Consider the following 21286-nt stretch of genomic DNA (forward strand, 5'->3'; position numbering starts at 1 on the left):
CATGAGGTCCTCGAACGGGAGAGGAGGCGGCTGGAACGCCGTCGCGTCTGTCACGCTCGAATCGTGGAGGAATCTGACGAGACGTCATACCGCGTTTTCGGGACGTTAGGGACGTTTGGCTGCTAGACCTTGAAACGTCCCTAACGTGGAAGGCCTGTAGATGAACAGCCCACTCCGTGACGCAATGGCCCGTGCCAACATGACCTCGTCCAGGCTCGCTCGGGTGTGCGGGGTCGATCCCAAGACCGTCGACCGGTGGCTCGCGAACCCCTCGCGCGAGCCCCATGCGAGACACCGCTCAGCGGCCAGCCAGGCCCTCGGTGAGGAGGAAACCGTGCTCTGGCCATCTGCGCAGCAACTGGTGAAGTCGGGGCCGGATCGGGAGCTGGTGCAGATGTATCCGTACCGGTCGGCGGCGCCGGCTTCGCTGTGGCGTCAGCTGATAAGGGGGACAGCCCGGGAGCTGACGTTCGCCGGATACACCAACTACTTCCTGTGGTTGGAGCATGCGAACTTCGGCAGCCTACTGCGCCAGAAAGCGGCGTCGGGCGTACAGGTCCGCTTCATCCTCGGTGAGCCCGGACATCCGGTCACCCGTCAGCGTGAGTTGGAGGAGGGTGTGCCGCTGAGTCTTTCGACCCGGATCGAGGTAACCCTGTCCGAGCTGGCCAAGCTGCGGGACACGTCGATCGAGGCACGGTTCGAGACCGCACACGTCTCACTCAGCGTCTTTCGCTTCGACGACGACATGATCGTTACGCCACTACTGCCAGGTAGGATCGGCCATGACGCTCCGATGATGCATCTCAGGCGGGCCCAGGACGACGGTGTGTTCGATCGCTTCGCGGGCCATGTCGAGGATCTGTGGGCGAAGGGGCGGGACGTATGGGCGATCCCGGCAGCAGAGGTGGTGGATCATGCCCAGACGTGACTATGAGGACGACCCCGACGCTCCGGAGGCGAACTCGCTCGTCCCGGCCGCGTCCGTCGTCGTGGTCGACGATGCGGGCCGTGTTCTCCTCCAGAGGCGCACCGACAACGGGATGTGGGCCTTGCCCGGCGGCAAGATGGAAATCGGTGAGTCGCTTGCCGGTTGCGGTGTCCGCGAGACGCGCGAGGAGACCGGCATCGACATCGAGATCACCGGGATCGTCGGCACCTATACCGACCCCCACCACGTGTTCGCCTACGACGACGGCGAGGTCCGCCAGGAGTTCTCCATCTGCCTCCTCGGACGCCCGCTCGGTGGGAAGTTGCGGGTGTCCGACGAGTCCCACGAGGTGGCGTGGTTCTCCCCGGTCGAGACGGACGGCCTGCCGATGGTGTCGAACATCCGCAAGCGGCTGGCTGACTGGCGTTCCGGGAAGATCCCTGTGGTGCGCTAGCCACCTTTTGAGCGCGCGGATGGAAAGCCCGTCTCCGAGCCTGTGTCCGGACGCCGTGAGGGCGGGGCCGTGGTGGTGTCCACGGCCCCGCCCTCGAAAGATGCGGGGGTTACTCGGCGGGCTTCAGGGTCAGGGAGATGCTGTTGATGCAGTAGCGCTGGTCGGTCGGCGTGCCGTAGCCCTCGCCCTCGAAGACGTGCCCCAGATGCCCGCCGCAGCGCGCGCAGCGCACCTCGACCCGCCGCATGCCGAGGGAGGTGTCCTCGATGTACTGGACGCGGTCCTCCGCCAGCGGCGCGTAGTAGGACGGCCAGCCGCAGTGGCTGTCGAACTTGGTCTCGGAGCTGAACAGTTCGGCCCCGCAGGCCCGGCAGCTGTAGACGCCGACGGTCTTGGTGTCGGTGTACTCGCCGACGAAGGGGCGCTCGGTGCCCGCCTCGCGGAGCACGTGGTACTCCTCGGGGCTGAGCTCTGCGCGCCACTCGGCCTCGGTCTTCTCGATCTCGTAGCTCATCACGGCTCCTGAAAGCGAAGGTCAGACGTTGGAGGCAACGTTCGCGAGGTGCTTGAGAATTTCGGGGCCGAGGTTGGTGACGTCCCCCGCGCCCATGGTGAGCAGCAGGTCGCCGGGGCGGGCGAGGCCGGCCAGCAGGGCAGGGGCGGCGGCGAAGGAGTGCTCGGCGGTGACCTCGGCGCCGGCGCTGCGGGCGGCGTCGATGATGAGTTCGCTGGTGACGCCCGGGATCGGGTCCTCGCGGGCCGGGTAGATGTCCAGGACCACGGAGGCGTCGGCGAGGGCGAGGGCGGCGCCCATCTCCTCGGCGAGCTGCTGGGTGCGGCTGAACAGGTGCGGCTGGAAGACGACGAGGACGCGGCCCTCGGTGGCCTCGCGGATGGCCTCCAGGTCGGCGGTCATCTCGGTGGGGTGGTGGGCGTAGGAGTCGATCACCTGGACGCCGGCGGCCTCGCCCTTGAGCTGCAGGCGGCGGCGCACGCCGGTGTAGGCGCCGAGCGCCTTGGCGAGGTCGGCGGCCGGGACGCCCAGGGCGACGCCGGCGGCGAGCGCGGCGACGGCGTTGTGGGCGTAGTGCCGGCCGGGCACCGAGACGGTGAAGGTCAGCTCGGTGCCGTCCAGGACGACGGTGACCTCGCTGGTCATGCCGCGGGGGGCCACCGAGAGCACCCGGACGTCGGCGTCCTCGGCGGCGCCGACCGTCACCACGTTCAGGCCGTCGCGGCCCGCGACCCGGGAGGTCAGCTCGCGGGCGCCGTCGTGGTCGGCGGAGACCACCAGGGTGCCGCCGGGGACGACCCGGCCGACGAAGGTCTCGAAGGACTCGTAGATCTCGTCGATCGAGGCGTAGTTGGCGTGGTGGTCCAGCTCCACGTTGAGCACGATCGCGACCTCGGGCGCGTACTTGTGGAAGCTGCGGTCGCTCTCGTCGGCCTCGGCGACGAAGATCTCGCCGGTGCCGTGGTGGGCGTTGGAGCCGGGGGCGTCGAGGTCGCCGCCGATCGCGTAGGACGGGTCCAGGCCCAGCTCGCCGAGGGCGACGGCCAGCATGCTGGTGGTGGTGGTCTTGCCGTGCGTGCCGGCGACGGCCAGCGCCCGGCGCCCGCCCATCAGCGCGGCCAGCGCGTCGGAGCGGTGCACCACCGGGATGCCGCGCTCACGGGCCGTGGCCAGCTCCGGGTTGTCGGCGCGGATCGCGCTGGAGACGACCACGCTGCTGGTGCCGTCCGGGACGTGCTCGGCGGCGTGGCCGACGTGCACGGTCGCGCCGAGGGCGCGCAGCGCGAGGACGGTCTCGGACTCCTTGGAGTCGCTGCCGGAGACGCTGGCGCCGCGCACCGCGAGGATCTTCGCCAGGCCGGACATCCCGGCGCCGCCGATGCCGATGAAGTGCGGGGCGTGCAGGTCGTGCGCGGCGTCGTTCAAGGCGTGGCTCCGTACGGGCGGGGGCAGACAGGTCGGGCGGACGGTTCCGTGGCGCGTCGACGCCGGGGTCGTGCGTCGACGCGGGAATCGTCCTCGCGGGCGGACCGCAAGGACGATTCTGCACCACCGGCGCGCGGAGCCCGGGGTCTAGGAGTCGCTGGCGAACAGCCGCAGCACCGGCACCCCCACCTTGTGCCGGGCCTGGGAGGCCCAGTCGCGGTGGAAGAACTCCTCGACGAAGTGCGGTGAGGTGAGCACCACCACCTCGTCCGCCCGGTGCTGCTCCACCACCGCGCGCAGGCGTTCCAGCGGCTTCTCCTCGACCAGCTCGCCCACCGCCTCGGCCCCGGCCGCGCGCAGGTGGCGCAGGCTGTGTTCGAGCGACTCGGTGGCCACGGTGGGTCCGCTCTCGGACTCGTCGTGCTCGCGCACCACCTTGTCGAGGTGGCCGAGGGCGACGTCGTCCAGCGCCCGCAGCAGCTCGTCCTGCTTGCCGCGCGGTTGCATCAGGACGACGAAGGAGACCTTCTCCTCGCTGTGGAGCGTGGTGACGAGTTCCACGTCCGCGTCGGAGAGAGCCTTTTCGATCATCAGTACCGTCTTGAACACGTGAGTCCCTTCCAGTGGCCGGCCCCCGGGCCCCGGCATCGCATAACGGGATCACGATCGGGGGGTCACGGGGTCATTCCGAACCCAGGTGACGCAGGTAACGGGTGAAGAGGAATCCTTTCTGCTCGATCAATGAGACCAGTCGCATCCGCTGCACGTCCGGCATTTCCGCATCGTGGAGGATGCGCGGCGCGTCGCCTCCGGTGAGCAGCGGGGCCAGGGAAAGGCACAGCTCGTCCACCAGGTCGGCCGCCGCGAGCTGGCCCAGCAGGCGCGGGCCGCCCTCGGACAGCAACCGGGTCCAGCCCCGCTCGGCCAGCGCGGCCACGGCCACCCGCAGGTCCACCGTGCCGGTGCCGGCGAGCACCACGTCCGCCACCTCGGCGACGGCCCGGCGGCGCTCCTCGGACGCGTCCTCGGTGGTGATCACCACCGTCCTGACCAGCGGTTCCGTGAACAGCGGCGCGGTCAGGTCCAGCTGCAATGACCGGGTCACGACGGCGATCGCCGGAGCCGGTGCCTGGCCGGCCACCGTCCGGGCCGCGGCGAACTCCTTGCGGGCCCGGGCCGGCCGGTAGCCCTCCGCGCGGACGGTCTCCGCGCCCACCAGCACCACGTCCGCCAGCGCGCGCAGCACCCCGAAGATCCGCTTGTCGGCGTCGCTGGAGAGTCCTTCGGACAGACCGTCCAGCCTCGCCCCGCCGTCCAGGCCCGTCACCATGTTGGCGCGCAGCCAGGGACGGCCCCGATTCACCTGTTCGGGGTACGCGTACAGGGTGGCGAGTGAGTCGAGTGCGGCCGGATCGGCGACCGGCTCACCCAGCGGGCTGATCAACAGTTGCATGCCCTCAGTGTTCCACCGCGGGCCGCCGGGAGACGGCCGGAGGCGGTTCGGTAGGCGGTTCGGGAGGCCGCCGGGAGACGGTTCGGAGAGGGGCCGGGAGGCGGTTCGGCGCAGGCCGGGACCAGGCGTACCCTCTACTACCGTGCCCGCAGCCTCCCGCCCCGACACCGCGACCGAGTCCATAGCCGACGCGAGCGCGGCCGGCTCCCCGATCGCGCTCACCGACCGCCGCCCCGTCGTGCCCGCCGAGCGGCTGGTCGCCGAGATGGTCCCGCCGCCCCGGTTCGCCGGCGTGAGCTTCGGGTCGTACATCCCGGACCAGAGCCAGCCCAGCCAGTACGAGGCCGTCCAGGTCCTGGAGCAGTTCGCGGCCACCCTCGCCGGAGGAAACGGTTCGGCGCCCAAGCGCAGCTGGTTCCGCCGCTCCGCCCCCGCGCCCACCGGCCCGGCCGGGGTCTACCTCGACGGCGGCTACGGCGTCGGCAAGACCCACCTGCTCGCCTCGCTCTGGCACGCCGCCCCCGGCCCCAAGGCCTTCGGCACCTTCGTCGAGCTGACCAACCTGGTCGGCGCGCTCGGCTTCCAGCAGGCCGTGCAGACCCTCTCCGGGCACACGTTGCTCTGCATCGACGAGTTCGAGCTGGACGACCCGGGCGACACCGTACTGGTCTCCACCCTGCTCGGCCGCCTGGTCGAGGCCGGCGTCAAGCTCTGCGCCACCTCGAACACCCTCCCCGAGAAGCTCGGCGAGGGCCGCTTCGCCGCCGCCGACTTCCTGCGCGAGATCCAGGGCCTGTCCGCGCACTTCCGCCCGCTGCGGATCGACGGCCAGGACTACCGCCACCGCGGCCTGCCCGACGCCCCGCCGCCGTACGCCGACGAGGCCGTCGAAGCCGCCGCCGCCCGCACCCCCGGCGCCTCCCTGGACGACTTCGACGCCCTGCTCGCCCACCTCGCCGCCGTCCACCCCAGCCGCTACGGCGCCATGCTGGACGACGTCACCGCCGTCTGCCTGCGCGGCGTCCGCCAGGTCGAGGACCAGTCCACCGCCCTGCGCCTGGTCGTCCTCGCCGACCGGATGTACGACCGCGAGCTCCCCATCACCGCCTCCGGCCTGCCCTTCGACCAGGTCTTCCCCGAGGACATGCTCCGCGGCGGCTACCGCAAGAAGTACCTGCGCGCGATCTCCCGCCTGGTGGCCCTGGCCCGCGACAGCGCCAAGAGCTGAGCCCGTAACCTCCGCCCCGGTCAGGCGTTGCTCCCTTGCGGAGCATGAGGGGGACGTATGGCCGGTGGCGAGCCCGGAACGGGTTACTCGATCGAGATCGAACCCGAGGTACGCGAGTGGCTGCAGCAATGCGGATGGCGCTGGCCGAGGCCGTGTACACGCGCCGCGCCGCCCTCGGCTGGACGCCCGCCGAGCTTGCGGAGCGGGCCGGGCTGAGCGAGGAGACGGTCGAGAGCATCGAGGAGAGCGATGTCGATCCGACGCTGCCGCTGATCGAGCGGCTGGCTGCCGCCTTCGACTCGACGGTCCGTATCGACCCCGCCCGGGAGCCCGCCATGAGGTTCGAGGCACACGCGGCCTGAGGGAAGCGGCACCGGTTGTCAGTGGTGGGTCGTACGGTGGAGTCGTGCGTCCCATCACGAGTATTGAGCGGTCCGTGGCGCCCTTCGAGGTCGTCAGTCCCTTCCAGCCGAACGGCGACCAGCCGGCGGCGATCGCCGAGTTGGAGCGGCGGATCAGGGGAGGGGAGAAGGACGTCGTGCTGCTCGGTGCCACCGGCACCGGCAAGTCGGCCACCACGGCCTGGATGATCGAGAAGCTGCAGCGGCCCACCCTGGTGATGGCGCCGAACAAGACGCTGGCCGCGCAGTTGGCGAACGAGTTCCGCGAGCTGCTGCCGAACAACGCGGTCGAGTACTTCGTCTCGTACTACGACTACTACCAGCCGGAGGCGTACGTCCCGCAGACGGACACCTACATCGAGAAGGACTCCTCGATCAACGAGGAGGTCGAGCGGCTGCGCCACTCGGCGACCAACTCGCTGCTCACCCGCCGGGACGTGATCGTGGTCGCCTCGGTCTCCTGCATCTACGGCCTCGGCACCCCGCAGGAGTACGTGGACCGGATGGTGCAGCTCAAGGTCGGCGAGGAGATCGACCGGGACGTGCTGCTGCGCCGCTTCGTGGACATCCAGTACGCCCGCAACGACGTCGCCTTCACCCGCGGCACCTTCCGGGTCCGCGGCGACACCATCGAGATCTTCCCGGTCTACGAGGAGCTGGCCGTCCGGATCGAGATGTTCGGCGACGAGATCGAGGCCCTGTACACCCTGCACCCGCTCACCGGCGAGATCATCAGCCAGGACGACTCCGTCTACGTCTTCCCCGCCTCCCACTACGTGGCCGGCCCCGAGCGCATGGAGCGGGCGATCGGCGGCATCGAGCAGGAGCTGGAGTCCACGCTCGCCAGGCTGGAGAAGCAGGGCAAGCTGCTGGAGGCCCAGCGGCTGCGGATGCGCACCACCTACGACATCGAGATGCTGCGCCAGATCGGCACCTGCTCGGGCGTCGAGAACTACTCGATGCACTTCGACGGCCGCGAGCCCGGCTCCCCGCCGAACACCCTGCTGGACTACTTCCCGGAGGACTTCCTCCTGGTCATCGACGAGTCGCACGTCACCGTCCCGCAGATCGGCGCGATGTACGAGGGCGACGCCTCGCGCAAGCGCACGCTGGTCGAGCACGGGTTCCGGCTGCCGTCCGCGATGGACAACCGCCCGCTGAAGTGGGAGGAGTTCCTGGAGCGGATCGGTCAGACGGTGTACCTCTCGGCGACGCCGGGCCCGTACGAGCTGTCGCGCGGGGACGGCCAGGTCGAGCAGATCATCCGCCCGACCGGTCTGATCGACCCCGAGGTGATCGTCAAGCCGACCGAGGGCCAGATCGACGACCTGGTGCACGAGGTCCGCAAGCGGGTCGAGCGGGACGAGCGCGTGCTGGTCACGACGCTGACCAAGAAGATGGCCGAGGACCTGACCGACTACATGCTCGGCCTGGACATCCGGGTCCGGTACCTGCACAGCGACGTGGACACCCTGCGCCGGGTCGAGCTGCTGCGCGAGCTGCGGGCGGGCAGGTACGACGTGCTGGTCGGCATCAACCTGCTGCGCGAGGGTCTGGACCTGCCCGAGGTGTCCCTGGTGGCGATCCTGGACGCGGACAAGGAGGGCTTCCTGCGCTCCGGCACCTCGCTCATCCAGACGATCGGCCGCGCGGCCCGCAACGTCTCCGGCCAGGTGCACATGTACGCGGACCGGATCACCCCCTCGATGGAGAAGGCGATCGAGGAGACCAACCGCCGTCGGGCCGTGCAGCAGGCCTACAACAAGGAGCACGGGATCGACCCGCAGCCGCTGCGGAAGAAGATCGGCGACATCCTGGACACCCTCGCCCGCGAGGACGTGGACACCGACGAGCTGCTCTCCACCGGCTACCGCGGCCAGGGCAAGGGCAAGGCCCCGGTGCCCGCGCTGGGCGCGGGCCGCAAGCCCGCCAAGTCCCTGCCGGCGGCGGAGCTGGCGGAGCTGATCCAGGAGATGACCGACCGGATGCACACGGCCGCCGCCGACCTGCAGTTCGAGGTCGCGGCCCGGCTGCGCGACGAGGTCAAGGAGCTGAAGAAGGAGCTGCGGCAGATGCGCGAGGCCGGGGTGGCCTGATCGAGCCGCCGGATGACACCGGTCAAGGCCTGAGGTGTCTCAGCCTTGCCACAAAGCGGGTAACCCGGAGGAGTCGGAGGTGCCGCAGGGCCTAGGCTGGCCTGCGGCATCGTGCCCTCGGGACGGGGTGGCGGGCCGTACGCAGAGGGGGCCTCAGCCGGGGGACGGCGACGGGGTGTTCCACCGGGGAGCCGGGCGGCAGCGACCGCGCGGCCGGCAGAGAGGACAACGTCGTGTCGGTCAACCTTGCCAAGGGGCAGCGGGTCAGCCTCCAGAAGGGGCCGGGCAGCGCCCTGACGGTGGTCCGGATGGGCCTCGGCTGGCAGGCCGCCCCCAGGCGGGGCCTGTTCGGCAGCCGCACCAGGACGATCGACCTGGACGCCTCGGCGCTGCTGTACGCCGAGCGGACCCCGTCCGACGTGGTGTTCTTCCAGCACCTGGAGAGCAACGACGGCTCGGTCCGGCACACCGGGGACAACCTGGAGGGCGGCTCGGGGCACGAGGACGACGAGGCGATCCTGGTCGACCTGGTGCACGTGCCGGCGCACATCACCCAGGTGGTGTTCACGGTGAGCTCGTACACCGGGCAGACCTTCGCCGAGGTGCAGCGGGCGCACTGCCGGCTGGTGGACGAGACGACCGGGCTGGAGCTGGCCCGCTACGAGCTGGCGGGCGGCGGGCCGCACACCGGGCAGATCATGGCCAAGGTGGTCAGGGACGGCGACGGCGGCTGGGAGATGCAGGCGATCGGCGCTCCGGCCAAGGGCCGTACCTTCCAGGACCTGCTGCCGGCGATCGAGCCGTTCCTCTGACAGTCGAACCCTGACGGCCCTTTACCTTCTTTACCTTTCTTTGCCTTCCCTGTTACTCTCGATGGCAGCGGAGGGGAGTATTCCTCGACAGCCGACCCCGTCATCACGGGTGCCCGTCGCGGCACCCCGGGGCGCTGGCCCGATGGGCGGAAGAGACCTCCGGCAGTGACGACCTGTCTCGCCTAGCTGCCGGAGGAGCAGTAATGGACGTTTCCGTAACCATGTGGGCCACCACGATCGGTGTGCTGATCGCACTGATCGTGGCGGACTTCTTCATCGGTGGCCGCAAGCCGCACGAGGTCTCGATCAAGGAGGCCGGGATCTGGACGGCCGTCTGGGTCGCGCTCGCGGTGCTCTTCGGCGGGTTCCTCTGGTGGCACTCCGGCGGGCAGCCGGCGGGCGAGTTCTTCGCCGGCTACATCACCGAGAAGTCGCTCAGCGTCGACAACCTCTTCGTCTTCATCCTGATCATGGGCAAGTTCGCGGTGCCCAGGATCTACCAGCAGCGCGTGCTGATGTTCGGTGTGATCATCGCGCTGGTGCTCCGGGCGGGCTTCATCGCCGGCGGCGCGGCGCTGGTGGCGCAGTTCTCCTGGGTGTTCTTCCTCTTCGGCGCCTTCCTGATCTGGACCGCCTGGAAGCTGATCAAGGAGGCCCGGGAGGACGGGGAGGATGAGGAGTTCGAGGAGAACCGTCTGCTCAAGTCGATCACCCGGCGCTTCCCGGCCACCGAGGACTACCGCGGCACCAAGCTGCTCGTCCGCGAGCACGGCCGCCGGCTGATCACCCCGATGCTGATCGTCATGCTGGCTATCGGCACCACCGACGTCCTGTTCGCCCTGGACTCGATCCCGGCCATCTTCGGCCTCACCCAGGACCCGTACGTCGTCTTCACCGCCAACGCCTTCGCCCTGATGGGCCTGCGCCAGCTGTACTTCCTGATCGGCGGCCTGCTGAAGAAGCTGGTCCACCTGAGCTACGGCCTGTCGGTGATCCTCGGCTTTATCGGCGTGAAGCTGGTGCTGCACGCCGCCCACGAGGCCGGCGCGAGCTGGGCCCCGGAGATCGGCATCCCGGTCTCCCTCGGCTTCATCGTGGTGGTGCTGGCCGTCACCACCTTCACCAGCCTGCGGGCCTCCAAGAAGGCCGCGGAGGCCGACCGCGAGGCGGAGCCGCAGAAGCTCGACGCCTGAGCCGTGCAGCACGACGGGGCCCCCGTGACCGACCGGTCGCGGGGGCTCCGTCGTGCTGCGGGCGGGCGGGAGCTACCAGCCGCGTTCGCGCCATTCGTCGAGGTGGGGGCGTTCGGCGCCGAGGGTGGTGTCGTTGCCGTGGCCGGGGTAGACCCAGGCCTCGTCGGGGAGGGCGTCGAAGATCTTCTCGTTGACGTCCCGGAAGAGCGTCCGGAAGGCCTCCGGGTCGCCCCAGGTGTTGCCGACGCCGCCGGGGAAGAGGCAGTCGCCGGTGAATACGTGCGGGTGGCCCTGCGGGTCGTCGTAGACCAGCACGATGGCGCCCGGGGTGTGGCCGACCAGGTGCCGGACGGTGAGCTCGACGTCGCCGACCCGGAGCTTGTCGCCGTCCGCGAGCCGCAGCTCGGTGGGGACGTCGATGCCCTCGGCGTCGTGCTCGCCGGCGGCGGTGCGGGCGCCCGTCACCGCGACCACCTCGGCGAGCGCGCCCCAGTGGTCGTGGTGCCGGTGGGTGGTGACCACGGTTTCGAGGTCGTCGCCGACGGTCTCCAGCAGCACCGGGGCGTCCGCGGCGGCGTCGATCAGCAGCTGCTCGTCGGTGGCCCGGCAGCGCAGCAGGTAGGCGTTGTTGTCGTACGGGCCGACGGCCACCTTGGTGATGATCAGGTGGGCCAGCTCCCGCACGTCCGGCGGCCCGCCGACCTTGACCGCTCCGTGGTACGTCATCCGTGCGCTCCTCGTCCGGTGAAGGGGTTCAGGATCATCGTCCCGCCGTCAGCCCATGGGGGGAAGCTGGGGGAGGGCGGCGTCGGGCGTGCGGCGCAGGTCGGTGCCGTCGGAGCGTCCGGAGAGCCAGGCGGTGAGGGCGCGGACGGGGCCGGTGACGGTCAGCGCCGGGGCGCCCGAGCCGATGACGGCGCGGTCCTCGGTGTCCTCGGCGACCAGTTCGGCGGCGGGCAGGTCGGCGCCGGCCAGGTTCGCGGCGAGCTTGCGGAACTGGGCGACGGCGAAGTCCTGCGGCCACTGCGCGGGGGAGTGGCCGGCGTCCAGGTCGACGTGGTGGTACTCCAGCTCCAGCAGGCGCTTGTGCGGGATGTCGTGGGCCGGGAAGAGGTAGCCGGTGCGGTGCCGGATCTCGGCCGTCCAGCTCTCGTCCGCCAGCAGCGCGGCGGCCTCGGCGAAGCGCTGGTGGGACGCGTGCAGGTCGGCGAGGTGGACCTCCAGCGGGCGGGGCGCGTCGCGGTCGATCTCGGCGTCGCGGGCCTCGTTGCTGGCGTACTGCGGGATGTCGGTGCCGGTGCGGGCGCCGGTCAGCAGGTTGACCAGGGAGTCGGCGTTGCGGGCGAGGTGGGCCAGGACGTGGCCACGGGTCCAGCCGGGGAGGGCGGAGGGCTCGGCGACGGCCTCGGGCTTCAGCCCGGAGACGGTGTCCAGCAGGCGTCGGGTGCTCTCCTCGACCTGGCCCAGCCAGGAGGCGGCGGCGGTGGCGGCGGACTGCGGGTCGGTCATCGAATCTGCCTTCGGTGGGAGTCGGCGCGTTGCCCGCACGGGGCCCCGCTCGTTGACCTGACGACGCTATCGCCGAATCCGGGCGCTGAGCAGGGTGTTTTCGGTACGCGCACGGTACGGGCACGGACGGTCCCGGGGCGGGCCTCACTCGTTCGGGTGGTCCCCGCTGGACAGAGTCGATATTCGAACGTCTGAGCTATAGGCTGGCTGCCGCATCCTGGAAGAAGTACAGAATCTCCCCGCAAGCCCTCTCGCCCCGGAGAAAGGCGCCAGAAGCAGTGGCCGACCGCCTCATCGTCCGCGGTGCTCGCGAGCACAACCTCAAGAACGTCTCGCTCGACCTGCCCCGCGACTCCCTCATCGTCTTCACGGGCCTCTCCGGCTCCGGCAAGTCCTCGCTCGCCTTCGACACGATCTTCGCCGAGGGCCAGCGCCGCTACGTCGAGTCGCTGTCCTCCTACGCCCGCCAGTTCCTCGGGCAGATGGACAAGCCCGACGTGGACTTCATCGAGGGCCTCTCCCCGGCCGTCTCGATCGACCAGAAGTCCACCAACCGCAACCCCCGTTCGACCGTCGGCACCATCACCGAGGTCTACGACTACCTGCGCCTGCTGTTCGCCCGGATCGGCAAGCCGCACTGCCCGCACTGCGGCCGCCCGATCGCCAAGCAGTCGCCGCAGGCGATCGTGGACAAGGTGCTGGAGCTCGCCGAGGGCACCCGTTTCCAGGTGCTCAGCCCCGTGGTCCGGGAGCGCAAGGGCGAGTTCGTCGACCTCTTCGCCGACCTCCAGTCCAAGGGCTACTCCCGCGCCCGGGTGGACGGCGAGACGATCCAGCTCGCCGAGCCGCCGAAGCTCAAGAAGCAGGAGAAGCACACCGTCGAGGTGGTCATCGACCGCCTGACCGTCAAGGAGAGCGCCAAGCGGCGGCTCACCGACTCGGTGGAGACGGCCCTGCGGCTGTCCGGCGGCATGGTCGTGCTCGACTTCGTCGACCTCCCCGAGGACGACCCGGAGCGCGAGCGGATGTACTCCGAGCACCTCTACTGCCCGTACGACGACGTGTCGTTCGAGGAGCTGGAGCCGCGCTCGTTCTCCTTCAACTCGCCGTTCGGCGCCTGCCCGGACTGCTCGGGCCTGGGCAACCGGATGGAGGTCGACCCGGAGCTGGTCGTGCCGGACCAGGAGCGCTCGCTGGACGAGGGCGCGATCCACCCGTGGTCGGCCGGGCACGCCAAGGAGTACTTCCAGCGCCTGATCGACGCGCTCGCCGAGGAGCTCGGCTTCCGCACCGACATCCCCTGGGCCGGGCTGCCCGCCCGCGCCAAGAAGGCGCTGCTGTACGGGCACAAGCACCAGGTGCAGGTCCGCTACCGCAACCGCTTCGGCCGCGAGCGCTCGTACAGCACCGGCTTCGAGGGCGCCGTCCCGTTCATCCAGCGCCGGCACACCGAGGCGGAGAGCGACAGCAGCCGCGAGCGCTTCGAGGGCTACATGCGCGAGGTGCCCTGCCCGACGTGCCAGGGCACCCGGCTCAAGCCGGTGGTGCTCGCGGTCACCGTCCAGGACAAGTCGATCGCCGACGTCTCCTCGATGTCGATCAGCGACTGCGCCGAGTTCCTGGGTGCGATGAAGCTCAACGCCCGGGACAAGCAGATCGCCGAGCGGGTCCTCAAGGAGGTCAACGAGCGGCTGCGCTTCCTGGTCGACGTCGGCCTGGACTACCTCTCGCTGGACCGCGCGGCCGGCACCCTGTCCGGCGGCGAGGCCCAGCGCATCCGGCTGGCCACCCAGATCGGCTCCGGCCTGGTCGGCGTGCTGTACGTGCTGGACGAGCCGTCCATCGGCCTGCACCAGCGGGACAACCACCGGCTGATCGAGACGCTGGTGCGGCTGCGCGACATCGGCAACACCCTGATCGTGGTCGAGCACGACGAGGACACCATCAAGACCGCGGACTGGGTGGTCGACATCGGCCCGGGCGCCGGCGAGCACGGCGGCAAGGTGGTGCACTCCGGCTCGCTGAAGCAGCTGCTCGGCAACAAGGAGTCGCTGACCGGCCAGTACCTCTCCGGCAAGCGCTCCATCCCGATCCCGGCCGGCCGCCGCGAGCGGGACAAGAAGCGCCAGCTGACCGTCCACGGCGCCCGCGAGCACAACCTCAAGGACGTCACGGTCGGCTTCCCGCTCGGCACCTTCACCGCGATCACCGGCGTCTCCGGCTCCGGCAAGTCGACGCTGGTCAACGACATCCTCTACACCCACCTCGCCCGGGAGCTGAACGGCGCCCGAAGCGTGCCCGGCCGGCACACCCGGATCACCGGCACCGACCTGGTGGACAAGGTGGTGCACGTCGACCAGTCGCCGATCGGCCGCACCCCGCGCTCCAACCCGGCCACCTACACCGGGGTGTTCGACCACGTCCGCCGGCTCTTCGCCGAGACGCAGGAGGCCAAGGTCCGCGGCTACCTGCCCGGCCGGTTCTCCTTCAACGTCAAGGGCGGCCGCTGCGAGAACTGCTCGGGCGACGGCACCATCAAGATCGAGATGAACTTCCTGCCGGACGTCTACGTGCCGTGCGAGGTCTGCCACGGCGCCCGGTACAACCGGGAGACGCTGGAGGTGCACTACAAGGGCAAGTCCATCGCCGAGGTGCTGGACATGCCGATCGAGGAGGCGCTGGCCTTCTTCGAGGCCGTCCCGGCGATCGCCCGGCACCTCAGGACGCTCAACGACGTCGGCCTCGGCTACGTCCGGCTCGGCCAGTCCGCGCCGACGCTCTCCGGCGGCGAGGCGCAGCGCGTCAAGCTCGCCTCGGAGCTGCAGAAGCGCTCCACCGGGCGGACGGTCTACGTCCTGGACGAGCCGACCACCGGTCTGCACTTCGAGGACATCAGCAAGCTGATCAAGGTGCTCAGCGGGCTGGTCGACAAGGGGAACACGGTGATCGTCATCGAGCACAACCTCGATGTGATCAAGACCGCCGACTGGGTCGTCGACATGGGCCCCGAAGGCGGTTCCGGCGGCGGCACGGTGGTCGCCGAGGGCACCCCGGAGCAGATCGCCGCCGTCCCGGAGAGCCACACCGGCAAGTTCCTGCGGGACATCCTGCCGACCGACTTCGCGGACGCCCCGGCCGTCGCCCCGGCGAAGAAGGCGGCACCGCGCAAGCGCGCCGCCGCGGCGAAGAAGTAGAAGAAGCCGCCGAGCCGGCAGCCGCCCGCCCCGCCGCTCCCGCCGCTCCCGATCTCCGGGAGCCCCGGGAGCGGCGCGGCGCGTGCGGCATAGAATTCCGTGGTCCCTCGCAGCAGCAGACCCGTAGGAGCGCACCGATGTCCGAGGCCCCCGAGACCAGCCCCACCGCCTCCCGCCGCACCCTGCTCTGCGGCGCCGCGGCCGTCCTGGCGGCCGGCGGCACCGTGGCGGTCACCGGCTGCAGCTCCTCCGCCTCGTCCTCCGGCAGCAGCAGCGCCGCCAAGGGCCCGGTCGACCTCGGCCCGGCCTCGGCCGTGCCGGAGGGCGGCGGCAAGGTCTTCCGCGAGCAGAAGATCGTGGTGACCCAGCCGACCGCCGGGCAGTACAAGGCGTTCAGCGCCAAGTGCACGCACGCGGGCTGCATCGTCGACCAGGTGAAGAACCAGCAGATCCAGTGCCCGTGCCACGGCAGCAAGTTCGCGATCGCCGACGGCGCGGTGGCGGACGGCCCGGCCCCCTCGCCGCTGCCCGCCTACACCGTCACGGTCGAGGGCGGGAACCTCAAGGTGACCCCGAGCTGAAGCAGTTGATCGCCTTCCCGTTGATCTTGCCCCCGGGGCGTCGGCCCGAGTGGGTACGGTGGACCCATGGCTGACCCGAGCACCTACCGCCCGGCCCCGGGCGCGATCCCGATCTCCCCGGGCGTCTACAGGTTCCGCGACGCCCACGGCCGGGTCATCTACGTCGGCAAGGCCAAGAGCCTGCGGCCGCGCCTGTCGTCCTACTTCCAGGATCTGGCCGGCCTGCACCCGCGCACCGCGACCATGGTCACCACCGCCGCCTCCGTGGAGTGGACGGTGGTCGGCACCGAGGTCGAGGCGCTCCAGCTGGAGTACTCCTGGATCAAGGAGTTCGACCCCCGGTTCAACGTCAAGTACCGCGACGACAAGAGCTATCCGGAACTCGCCGTCACCCTGAACGAGGAGTACCCGCGGGTCCAGGTGATGCGCGGGGCGCACAAGAAGGGCGTGCGCTACTTCGGCCCCTACGGGCACGCCTGGGCGATCCGCGAGACGGTCGACCTGCTGCTGCGCGTCTTCCCCGTCCGCACCTGCTCCAACGGCGTCTTCAAGCGCGCCCGCCAGGTCGGCCGGCCCTGCCTGCTCGGCTACATCGGCAAGTGCGCCGCCCCCTGCGTCGGCAAGGTCTCGGCGCAGGAACACCGGGAGCTGGCCGAGGACTTCTGCGACTTCATGGCCGGGCGCACCGGCAACTACCTGCGCCGGCTGGAAGAGGAGATGCAGGAGGCCGCGGCCGAGCTGGAGTACGAGAAGGCGGCCCGGCTGCGGGACGACATCGGCGCCCTCAAGCGCGCGATGGAGAAGAACGCCATCGTCCTCGCCGACGCCACCGACGCCGACCTGCTGGCCGTCGCCGAGGACGAACTGGAGGCCGCCGTACAGATCTTCCACGTCCGCGGCGGCCGGGTCCGCGGCCAGCGCGGCTGGGTCACCGACAAGGTCGAGGACGTGGACACCGCCGGCCTGGTCGAGCACGCCCTCCAGCAGCTCTACGGCGGCGGCGAGTCCGTCCCGCGCGAGGTGCTCGTCCCCGCCCTGCCCGAGCCGGTCGAGCCGGTCCGGGAGTGGCTGGGCGGCCTGCGCGGCAGCCAGGTCGACCTGCGCATCCCGCAGCGCGGCGACAAGAAGGACCTGATGGCCACCGTGCAGCGCAACGCCCAGCAGGCGCTCGCACTGCACAAGACCAAGCGCGCCTCCGACCTCACCACCCGCAGCCGCGCCCTCCAGGAGATCGCCGACGCGCTGGAATTGGACTCCGTCCCGCTGCGCATCGAGTGCTACGACATCTCCCACCTCCAGGGCGAGGACGTGGTCGCCTCCATGGTCGTCTTCGAGGACGGCCTGGCCCGCAAGAGCGAGTACCGGCGCTTCCAGATCAAGGGCTTCGAGGGCCAGGACGACGTCCGCTCGATGCACGAGGTGATCGGCCGCCGCTTCCGCCGCTACCTCCGGGAACGCGAGCAGACCGGCGAGTGGGCCGTCCCCGAGGAGGACGAGCCCGGCCCGGCCGGCGCCGCCCGGGACGAGGACGGCCGCCCCAAGCGCTTCGCCTACCCGCCCCAACTGCTCGTGGTCGACGGCGGACAGCCGCAGGTCGCCGCCGCCAAGCGCGCCCTGGACGAACTCGGCATCGACGACGTCGCGCTGTGCGGCCTGGCCAAGCGCCTGGAGGAGGTCTGGCTGCCCGGCGAGGACGACCCGGTGGTGCTGCCCCGCTCCAGCGAGGGCCTCTACCTGCTCCAGCGGGTGCGCGACGAGGCGCACCGCTTCGCGATCGGCTACCAGCGCACCAAGCGTTCCAAGCGACTCACCGCCGGGGAACTGGACTCCGTCCCGGGGCTCGGCGAGACTCGCCGCCAGGCGCTGCTCAAGCACTTCGGCTCGCTGAAGAAGCTCCGGGCCGCCACCGTGGACGAGCTCTGCGCGGTACCCGGCATCGGACGCCGCACCGCGGAGACTGTTGCGGCGGCGTTGTCGTCCCGTACACCCGCCGCACCCGCGGTCAACACCGCGACCGGCGAGATCATCGAGGACGGGGCCGACGAGGCCACCGAGCCGGTGGCAGCAGCACCCCAGACCGCACCATCCCAGGAGACGCCATGACGGCCGACGCCGCCCGTCAGCCGGTGCGCCCCGGCCCCGCCCGCCTGCCCGGGCCGGGGAAGGGCGGCCGTGCCCTGCGCGTTCTCCCCAGCAGAAAGACCGAGAGCGGGGAACCGAAGTGACCGTGTCAGACGTGGCCGAGAACGCGCCGGAGCTGGTGATCATCTCCGGCATGTCCGGAGCCGGCCGCTCCACCGCCGCCAAGTGCCTGGAGGACCTCGGCTGGTTCGTGGTGGACAACCTGCCGCCGGCCCTCATCCCGACCATGGTCGACCTGGGCGCCCGCTCCCAGGGCAACGTCGCCCGGATCGGCGTGGTCGTGGACGTCCGCGGCCGCCAGTTCTTCGACGACCTGCTCACCTCGCTGGACGAGCTGGAGAAGCGCGGCGTCCGGCTGCGGGTGGTCTTCCTGGACTCCTCCGACGAGGCGCTGGTGCGCCGCTTCGAGAGCGTGCGCCGCCCGCACCCGCTGCAGGCCGACGGCCGGATCGTGGACGGCATCGCCCAGGAGCGCGACCTGCTGCGCGACCTGCGCGGCGAGGCCGACCTGGTGATCGACACCTCCAACCTCAACGTGCACCAGCTGCGCGCCAAGCTGGACGCCCAGTTCGCCGACCACGACGAACCCGAGCTGCGCGCCACCGTGATGTCCTTCGGCTTCAAGTACGGCCTGCCGGTCGACGCCGACCTCGTGGTGGACTGCCGCTTCCTGCCCAACCCGCACTGGGTGCCCGAGCTGCGGGCCCGCACCGGCACCGATGCGGACGTCGCCGGATACGTGTTCCAGCAGCCCGGAGCCAACGAGTTCCTGGACGGCTACGCAGAACTGCTCCGGATCGTTACCGAGGGCTACCGGCGGGAGGGGAAGCGCTACATGACGCTTGCCGTAGGCTGCACCGGTGGCAAGCACCGCAGCGTCGCCATGTCCGAGCGTCTGACCAAGCGTCTCATCGCCGACGGAGTCGAGACGGTGCTCGTCCACCGTGACATGGGACGGGAGTAACCGCCGCATTCCCTGCCGGGCCCGCCGGCGGAGCGAGCGGCGGGCCGGAGGAACGCGAGGTGAGTGTGGCGGGATACGTGCCCGGGCGGCAGCCGCAGAACAGGACCGGTGACCGGGCGGGCAGCCCGGCCCGGCCCCTGGCGCCGAGCCGTCCGCGCAGCGGTCCCGCCCGGTCGAACCCGGCCCCGCGGATCACCGCCCTCGGCGGCGGCCAGGGCCTGTCCGCCTCGCTGTCCGCGCTGCGCAGGCTCACCAGCGACGTCACCGCGGTGGTCACCGTCGCCGACGACGGCGGCTCCAGCGGACGGCTGCGCACCGAACTGGGCGTGCTGCCCCCGGGCGACCTGCGCAAGGCGCTGGCCGCGCTGTGCGGGGACGACGACTGGGGCCGCACCTGGTCCGAGGTGATCCAGCAGCGCTTCACCGGCAACGGCGAGCTCGGCGGCCACGCCGTCGGCAACCTGCTGATCGTCGCCCTCTGGGAGAAGCTGGGTGACCCGGTGGCGGCCCTGGAGTGGGTCGGCCGGCTGCTCAACGTCCAGGGCCGGGTGCTGCCGATGTCGGCGGTGCCGCTGGACATCGAGGCGACCGTCCGCGGCCACGACCCGGCACACCCCGCCGAGGTGTCGGCGGTCCGCGGCCAGGCCAACGTCGCGGTGACCCCGGGCACCGTGCAGTCGATCCGTCTGCTGCCGGACGAGCCGCCGGCCGTCCCGGAGGCGGTCGCCGCCGTCCGGGAGGCGGACTGGGTGGTGCTCGGCCCCGGCTCCTGGTTCACCAGCGTGCTGCCGCATCTGCTGGTGCCCGAACTGGCCAAGGCGCTCACCGAGACCCGCGCCCGCCGCCTGCTCACCCTGAACCTGGCCCCCCAGCCCGGCGAGACCGAGGGCTTCACCCCGCAGCGTCACCTGGAGGTCATCGCCGACCACGCCCCGGAGCTCGCGGTGGATGCGATCCTGGTGGACGAGCGCGCCGTCACCGGCGGCGCCTTCGGTCAGGCGGACCTCGACGGGCTGGAGAAGGCAGCCGAGCGGATGGGCGCCGCCCTGGTGCTCGGCTCGGTGGCCCGCACCGACGGCACGCCGCGACACGACCCCGAGCTGTTGGCAGCAGCGTACGACCGGATTTTCCGGACACATGGAAGGATCGGGCCATGGCGATGACTCCAGCGGTGAAGGACGAGATCAGCCGGCTCCCGGTCACCAGGGCCTGCTGTCGCAAGGCGGAGGTGTCGGCGATCCTGCGGTTCGCGGGCGGACTGCACATCGTGAGCGGCCGCATCGTGATCGAGGCCGAGCTGGACACCGGGGCGGCGGCACGGCGGCTGCGCAAGGACCTCCTGGAGATCTTCGGGCACTCCTCCGACCTCGTGGTCATGGCCCCCGGCGGGCTGCGCCGCGGCAGCCGCTTCGTGGTCCGGGTCGTCAAGGACGGCGAGCTGCTCGCCCGCCAGACCGGCCTGGTCGACGGGCGGGGCCGCCCGATCCGCGGCCTGCCCCCGGCGGTCGTCTCCGGCGCCACCTGCGACGCCGAGGCGGCCTGGCGCGGCGCCTTCCTGGCGCACGGCTCGCTCACCGAGCCGGGCCGCTCCTCCTCCCTGGAGATCACCTGCCCCGGCTCCGAGGCGGCGCTGGCCCTGGTCGGCGCGGCTCGTCGGCTCGGCATCCCGGCCAAGGCCCGCGAGGTGCGCGGGGTGGACCGGGTCGTCATCCGCGACGGTGACGCGATCGGCGCGCTGCTGACCCGCCTGGGCGCGCACGAGTCGGTGCTCGCCTGGGAGGAGCGCCGGATGCGGCGCGAGGTGCGGGCCACCGCCAACCGGCTCGCCAACTTCGACGACGCCAACCTGCGCCGCTCGGCCCGCGCCGCGGTGGCGGCCGGCGCCCGGGTGCAGCGCGCGCTGGAGATCCTCGGCGACGAGGTGCCCGAGCACCTGGCCGCGGCCGGCCAGCTGCGGATGCAGCACAAGCAGGCCTCGCTGGAGGAGCTGGGCGCGCTCGCCGACCCGCCGCTGACCAAGGACGCGGTGGCCGGCCGGATCCGCCGCCTGCTGGCGATGGCCGACAAGCGCGCCTCCGAGCTCGGCCTGCCGAGCACCGAGGCCAGCCTGACCGATGAGATGGCGATGAACTGACGCTCACGGTCCGTGATCGAGACACGGCCGGCACCCGGGTTTCCGGGCGCCGGCCGCCGTCGTTTCCGGACGGGGGTCCGAAGGCTCCGGAAAGACCGAATTGGTAGAGACCATTGGGCCCGGGGTCAACTGCCTGCCGAACCGGGGGAGGACGGCCTGAAACGGGGTTCCGGGCACGCCACGCCACGTCTCACGAGGTGGCGCGATGTGCCCCAAAAGGCCCCGGAGGGGTAGGGTCATAGGCGGTCGGGGACT

At 71.1% G+C, this 21286-nt stretch carries 19 protein-coding genes; 13 read left to right on the plus strand and 6 right to left on the minus strand.

The genetic code is table 11. The features are described 5' to 3' along the window. Positions 1-160: 160 nt before the first annotated feature. Both BX285_RS24795 and BX285_RS24800 read left to right on the plus strand, forming a co-directional pair. Positions 161-931 carry a transcriptional regulator gene (locus tag BX285_RS24795; protein WP_097235870.1) on the plus strand — a complete coding sequence of 257 codons (771 nt, stop codon included), beginning with the start codon at positions 161-163 and terminating at the stop codon, positions 929-931. Further along, a complete protein-coding gene (locus BX285_RS24800) occupies positions 918-1385 on the plus strand; it encodes an NUDIX domain-containing protein (RefSeq protein ID WP_097235869.1) in 468 nt (155 codons plus the stop codon). The genes BX285_RS24795 and BX285_RS24800 overlap by 14 nt, the downstream gene beginning before the upstream one ends. Positions 1386-1494: 109 nt before the next feature. On the opposite strand, the gene msrB is transcribed toward BX285_RS24800, so the two are convergent. From msrB to BX285_RS24820, 4 genes are all read right to left on the minus strand, one after another. Continuing rightward, positions 1495-1899: a peptide-methionine (R)-S-oxide reductase MsrB gene (gene msrB, locus BX285_RS24805; RefSeq protein WP_097235868.1), complete on the minus strand. Its 405-nt coding sequence runs from the start codon at positions 1897-1899 to the stop codon at positions 1495-1497. Positions 1900-1920: 21 nt separating this feature from the next. Next, positions 1921-3303: a UDP-N-acetylmuramate--L-alanine ligase gene (gene murC / locus BX285_RS24810; RefSeq protein ID WP_121178997.1), complete on the minus strand. Its 1383-nt coding sequence runs from the start codon at positions 3301-3303 to the stop codon at positions 1921-1923. Positions 3304-3471: 168 nt separating this feature from the next. Continuing rightward, positions 3472-3933: an indole-3-glycerol phosphate synthase gene (locus tag BX285_RS24815; protein WP_097235867.1), complete on the minus strand. Its 462-nt coding sequence runs from the start codon at positions 3931-3933 to the stop codon at positions 3472-3474. A gap of 73 nt (positions 3934-4006) precedes the next feature. Beyond that, positions 4007-4777: a pyrimidine reductase family protein gene (locus BX285_RS24820; RefSeq protein ID WP_097235866.1), complete on the minus strand. Its 771-nt coding sequence runs from the start codon at positions 4775-4777 to the stop codon at positions 4007-4009. Between the two features lie 181 nt (positions 4778-4958). Between BX285_RS24820 and zapE the strand changes: the two genes are divergently transcribed. The 5 genes from zapE (at position 4959) to BX285_RS24845 (ending at position 10507) form a co-directional block, all read left to right on the plus strand. Next, on the plus strand, positions 4959-6005 hold the full coding sequence (gene zapE, locus BX285_RS24825; RefSeq protein WP_259470877.1) for a cell division protein ZapE: 1047 nt from the start codon (positions 4959-4961) through the stop codon (positions 6003-6005). A gap of 116 nt (positions 6006-6121) precedes the next feature. Then, the gene (locus tag BX285_RS24830) at positions 6122-6367 is read left to right on the plus strand and encodes a helix-turn-helix transcriptional regulator (protein WP_179852727.1); all 246 of its coding nucleotides are present in this window, start codon (positions 6122-6124) and stop codon (positions 6365-6367) included. A 44-nt stretch (positions 6368-6411) separates the two neighbouring features. After that, positions 6412-8502, plus strand: a complete 2091-nt coding sequence (gene uvrB / locus BX285_RS24835; RefSeq protein ID WP_121178155.1) for an excinuclease ABC subunit UvrB — start codon at positions 6412-6414, stop codon at positions 8500-8502. Between the two features lie 233 nt (positions 8503-8735). Continuing rightward, positions 8736-9314 (plus strand): TerD family protein, encoded by a 579-nt coding sequence (locus BX285_RS24840; protein ID WP_097235862.1) that lies wholly within the window; start codon positions 8736-8738, stop codon positions 9312-9314. Positions 9315-9517: 203 nt separating this feature from the next. Beyond that, on the plus strand, positions 9518-10507 hold the full coding sequence (locus tag BX285_RS24845; RefSeq protein WP_121178158.1) for a TerC family protein: 990 nt from the start codon (positions 9518-9520) through the stop codon (positions 10505-10507). 72 nt (positions 10508-10579) lie between these two features. Here BX285_RS24845 and BX285_RS24850 read toward each other — a convergent pair whose 3' ends face one another. Both BX285_RS24850 and BX285_RS24855 read right to left on the minus strand, forming a co-directional pair. Next, complete coding sequence (locus BX285_RS24850) at positions 10580-11233, minus strand: MBL fold metallo-hydrolase (RefSeq protein ID WP_097235860.1); 654 nt, start codon at positions 11231-11233, stop codon at positions 10580-10582. A 48-nt stretch (positions 11234-11281) separates the two neighbouring features. Then, positions 11282-12016 carry a maleylpyruvate isomerase family mycothiol-dependent enzyme gene (locus BX285_RS24855; RefSeq protein ID WP_097235859.1) on the minus strand — a complete coding sequence of 245 codons (735 nt, stop codon included), beginning with the start codon at positions 12014-12016 and terminating at the stop codon, positions 11282-11284. Positions 12017-12294: 278 nt separating this feature from the next. Here BX285_RS24855 and uvrA point away from each other — a divergent pair, with 278 nt between their 5' ends. From uvrA to whiA, 6 genes are all read left to right on the plus strand, one after another. Beyond that, positions 12295-15210: an excinuclease ABC subunit UvrA gene (gene uvrA, locus BX285_RS24860; protein ID WP_121178161.1), complete on the plus strand. Its 2916-nt coding sequence runs from the start codon at positions 12295-12297 to the stop codon at positions 15208-15210. A 137-nt stretch (positions 15211-15347) separates the two neighbouring features. Then, the gene (locus BX285_RS24865) at positions 15348-15791 is read left to right on the plus strand and encodes a Rieske (2Fe-2S) protein (RefSeq protein ID WP_121178163.1); all 444 of its coding nucleotides are present in this window, start codon (positions 15348-15350) and stop codon (positions 15789-15791) included. Positions 15792-15857: 66 nt separating this feature from the next. After that, complete coding sequence (gene uvrC / locus BX285_RS24870; RefSeq protein WP_097235856.1) at positions 15858-17894, plus strand: excinuclease ABC subunit UvrC; 2037 nt, start codon at positions 15858-15860, stop codon at positions 17892-17894. A gap of 118 nt (positions 17895-18012) precedes the next feature. Then, positions 18013-18897 carry an RNase adapter RapZ gene (gene rapZ, locus BX285_RS24875; protein WP_257032367.1) on the plus strand — a complete coding sequence of 295 codons (885 nt, stop codon included), beginning with the start codon at positions 18013-18015 and terminating at the stop codon, positions 18895-18897. 65 nt (positions 18898-18962) lie between these two features. After that, on the plus strand, positions 18963-20060 hold the full coding sequence (gene yvcK, locus BX285_RS24880) for a uridine diphosphate-N-acetylglucosamine-binding protein YvcK (RefSeq protein ID WP_183107265.1): 1098 nt from the start codon (positions 18963-18965) through the stop codon (positions 20058-20060). Next, the gene (whiA, locus tag BX285_RS24885) at positions 20051-21031 is read left to right on the plus strand and encodes a DNA-binding protein WhiA (RefSeq protein ID WP_097235854.1); all 981 of its coding nucleotides are present in this window, start codon (positions 20051-20053) and stop codon (positions 21029-21031) included. Before yvcK ends, whiA begins: the two co-directional genes overlap by 10 nt. Positions 21032-21286 lie beyond the last annotated feature (255 nt).

Origin of the sequence: Streptomyces sp. 1114.5, from assembly GCF_003635085.1 — a bacterium.
GTDB lineage: Bacteria > Actinomycetota > Actinomycetes > Streptomycetales > Streptomycetaceae > Kitasatospora.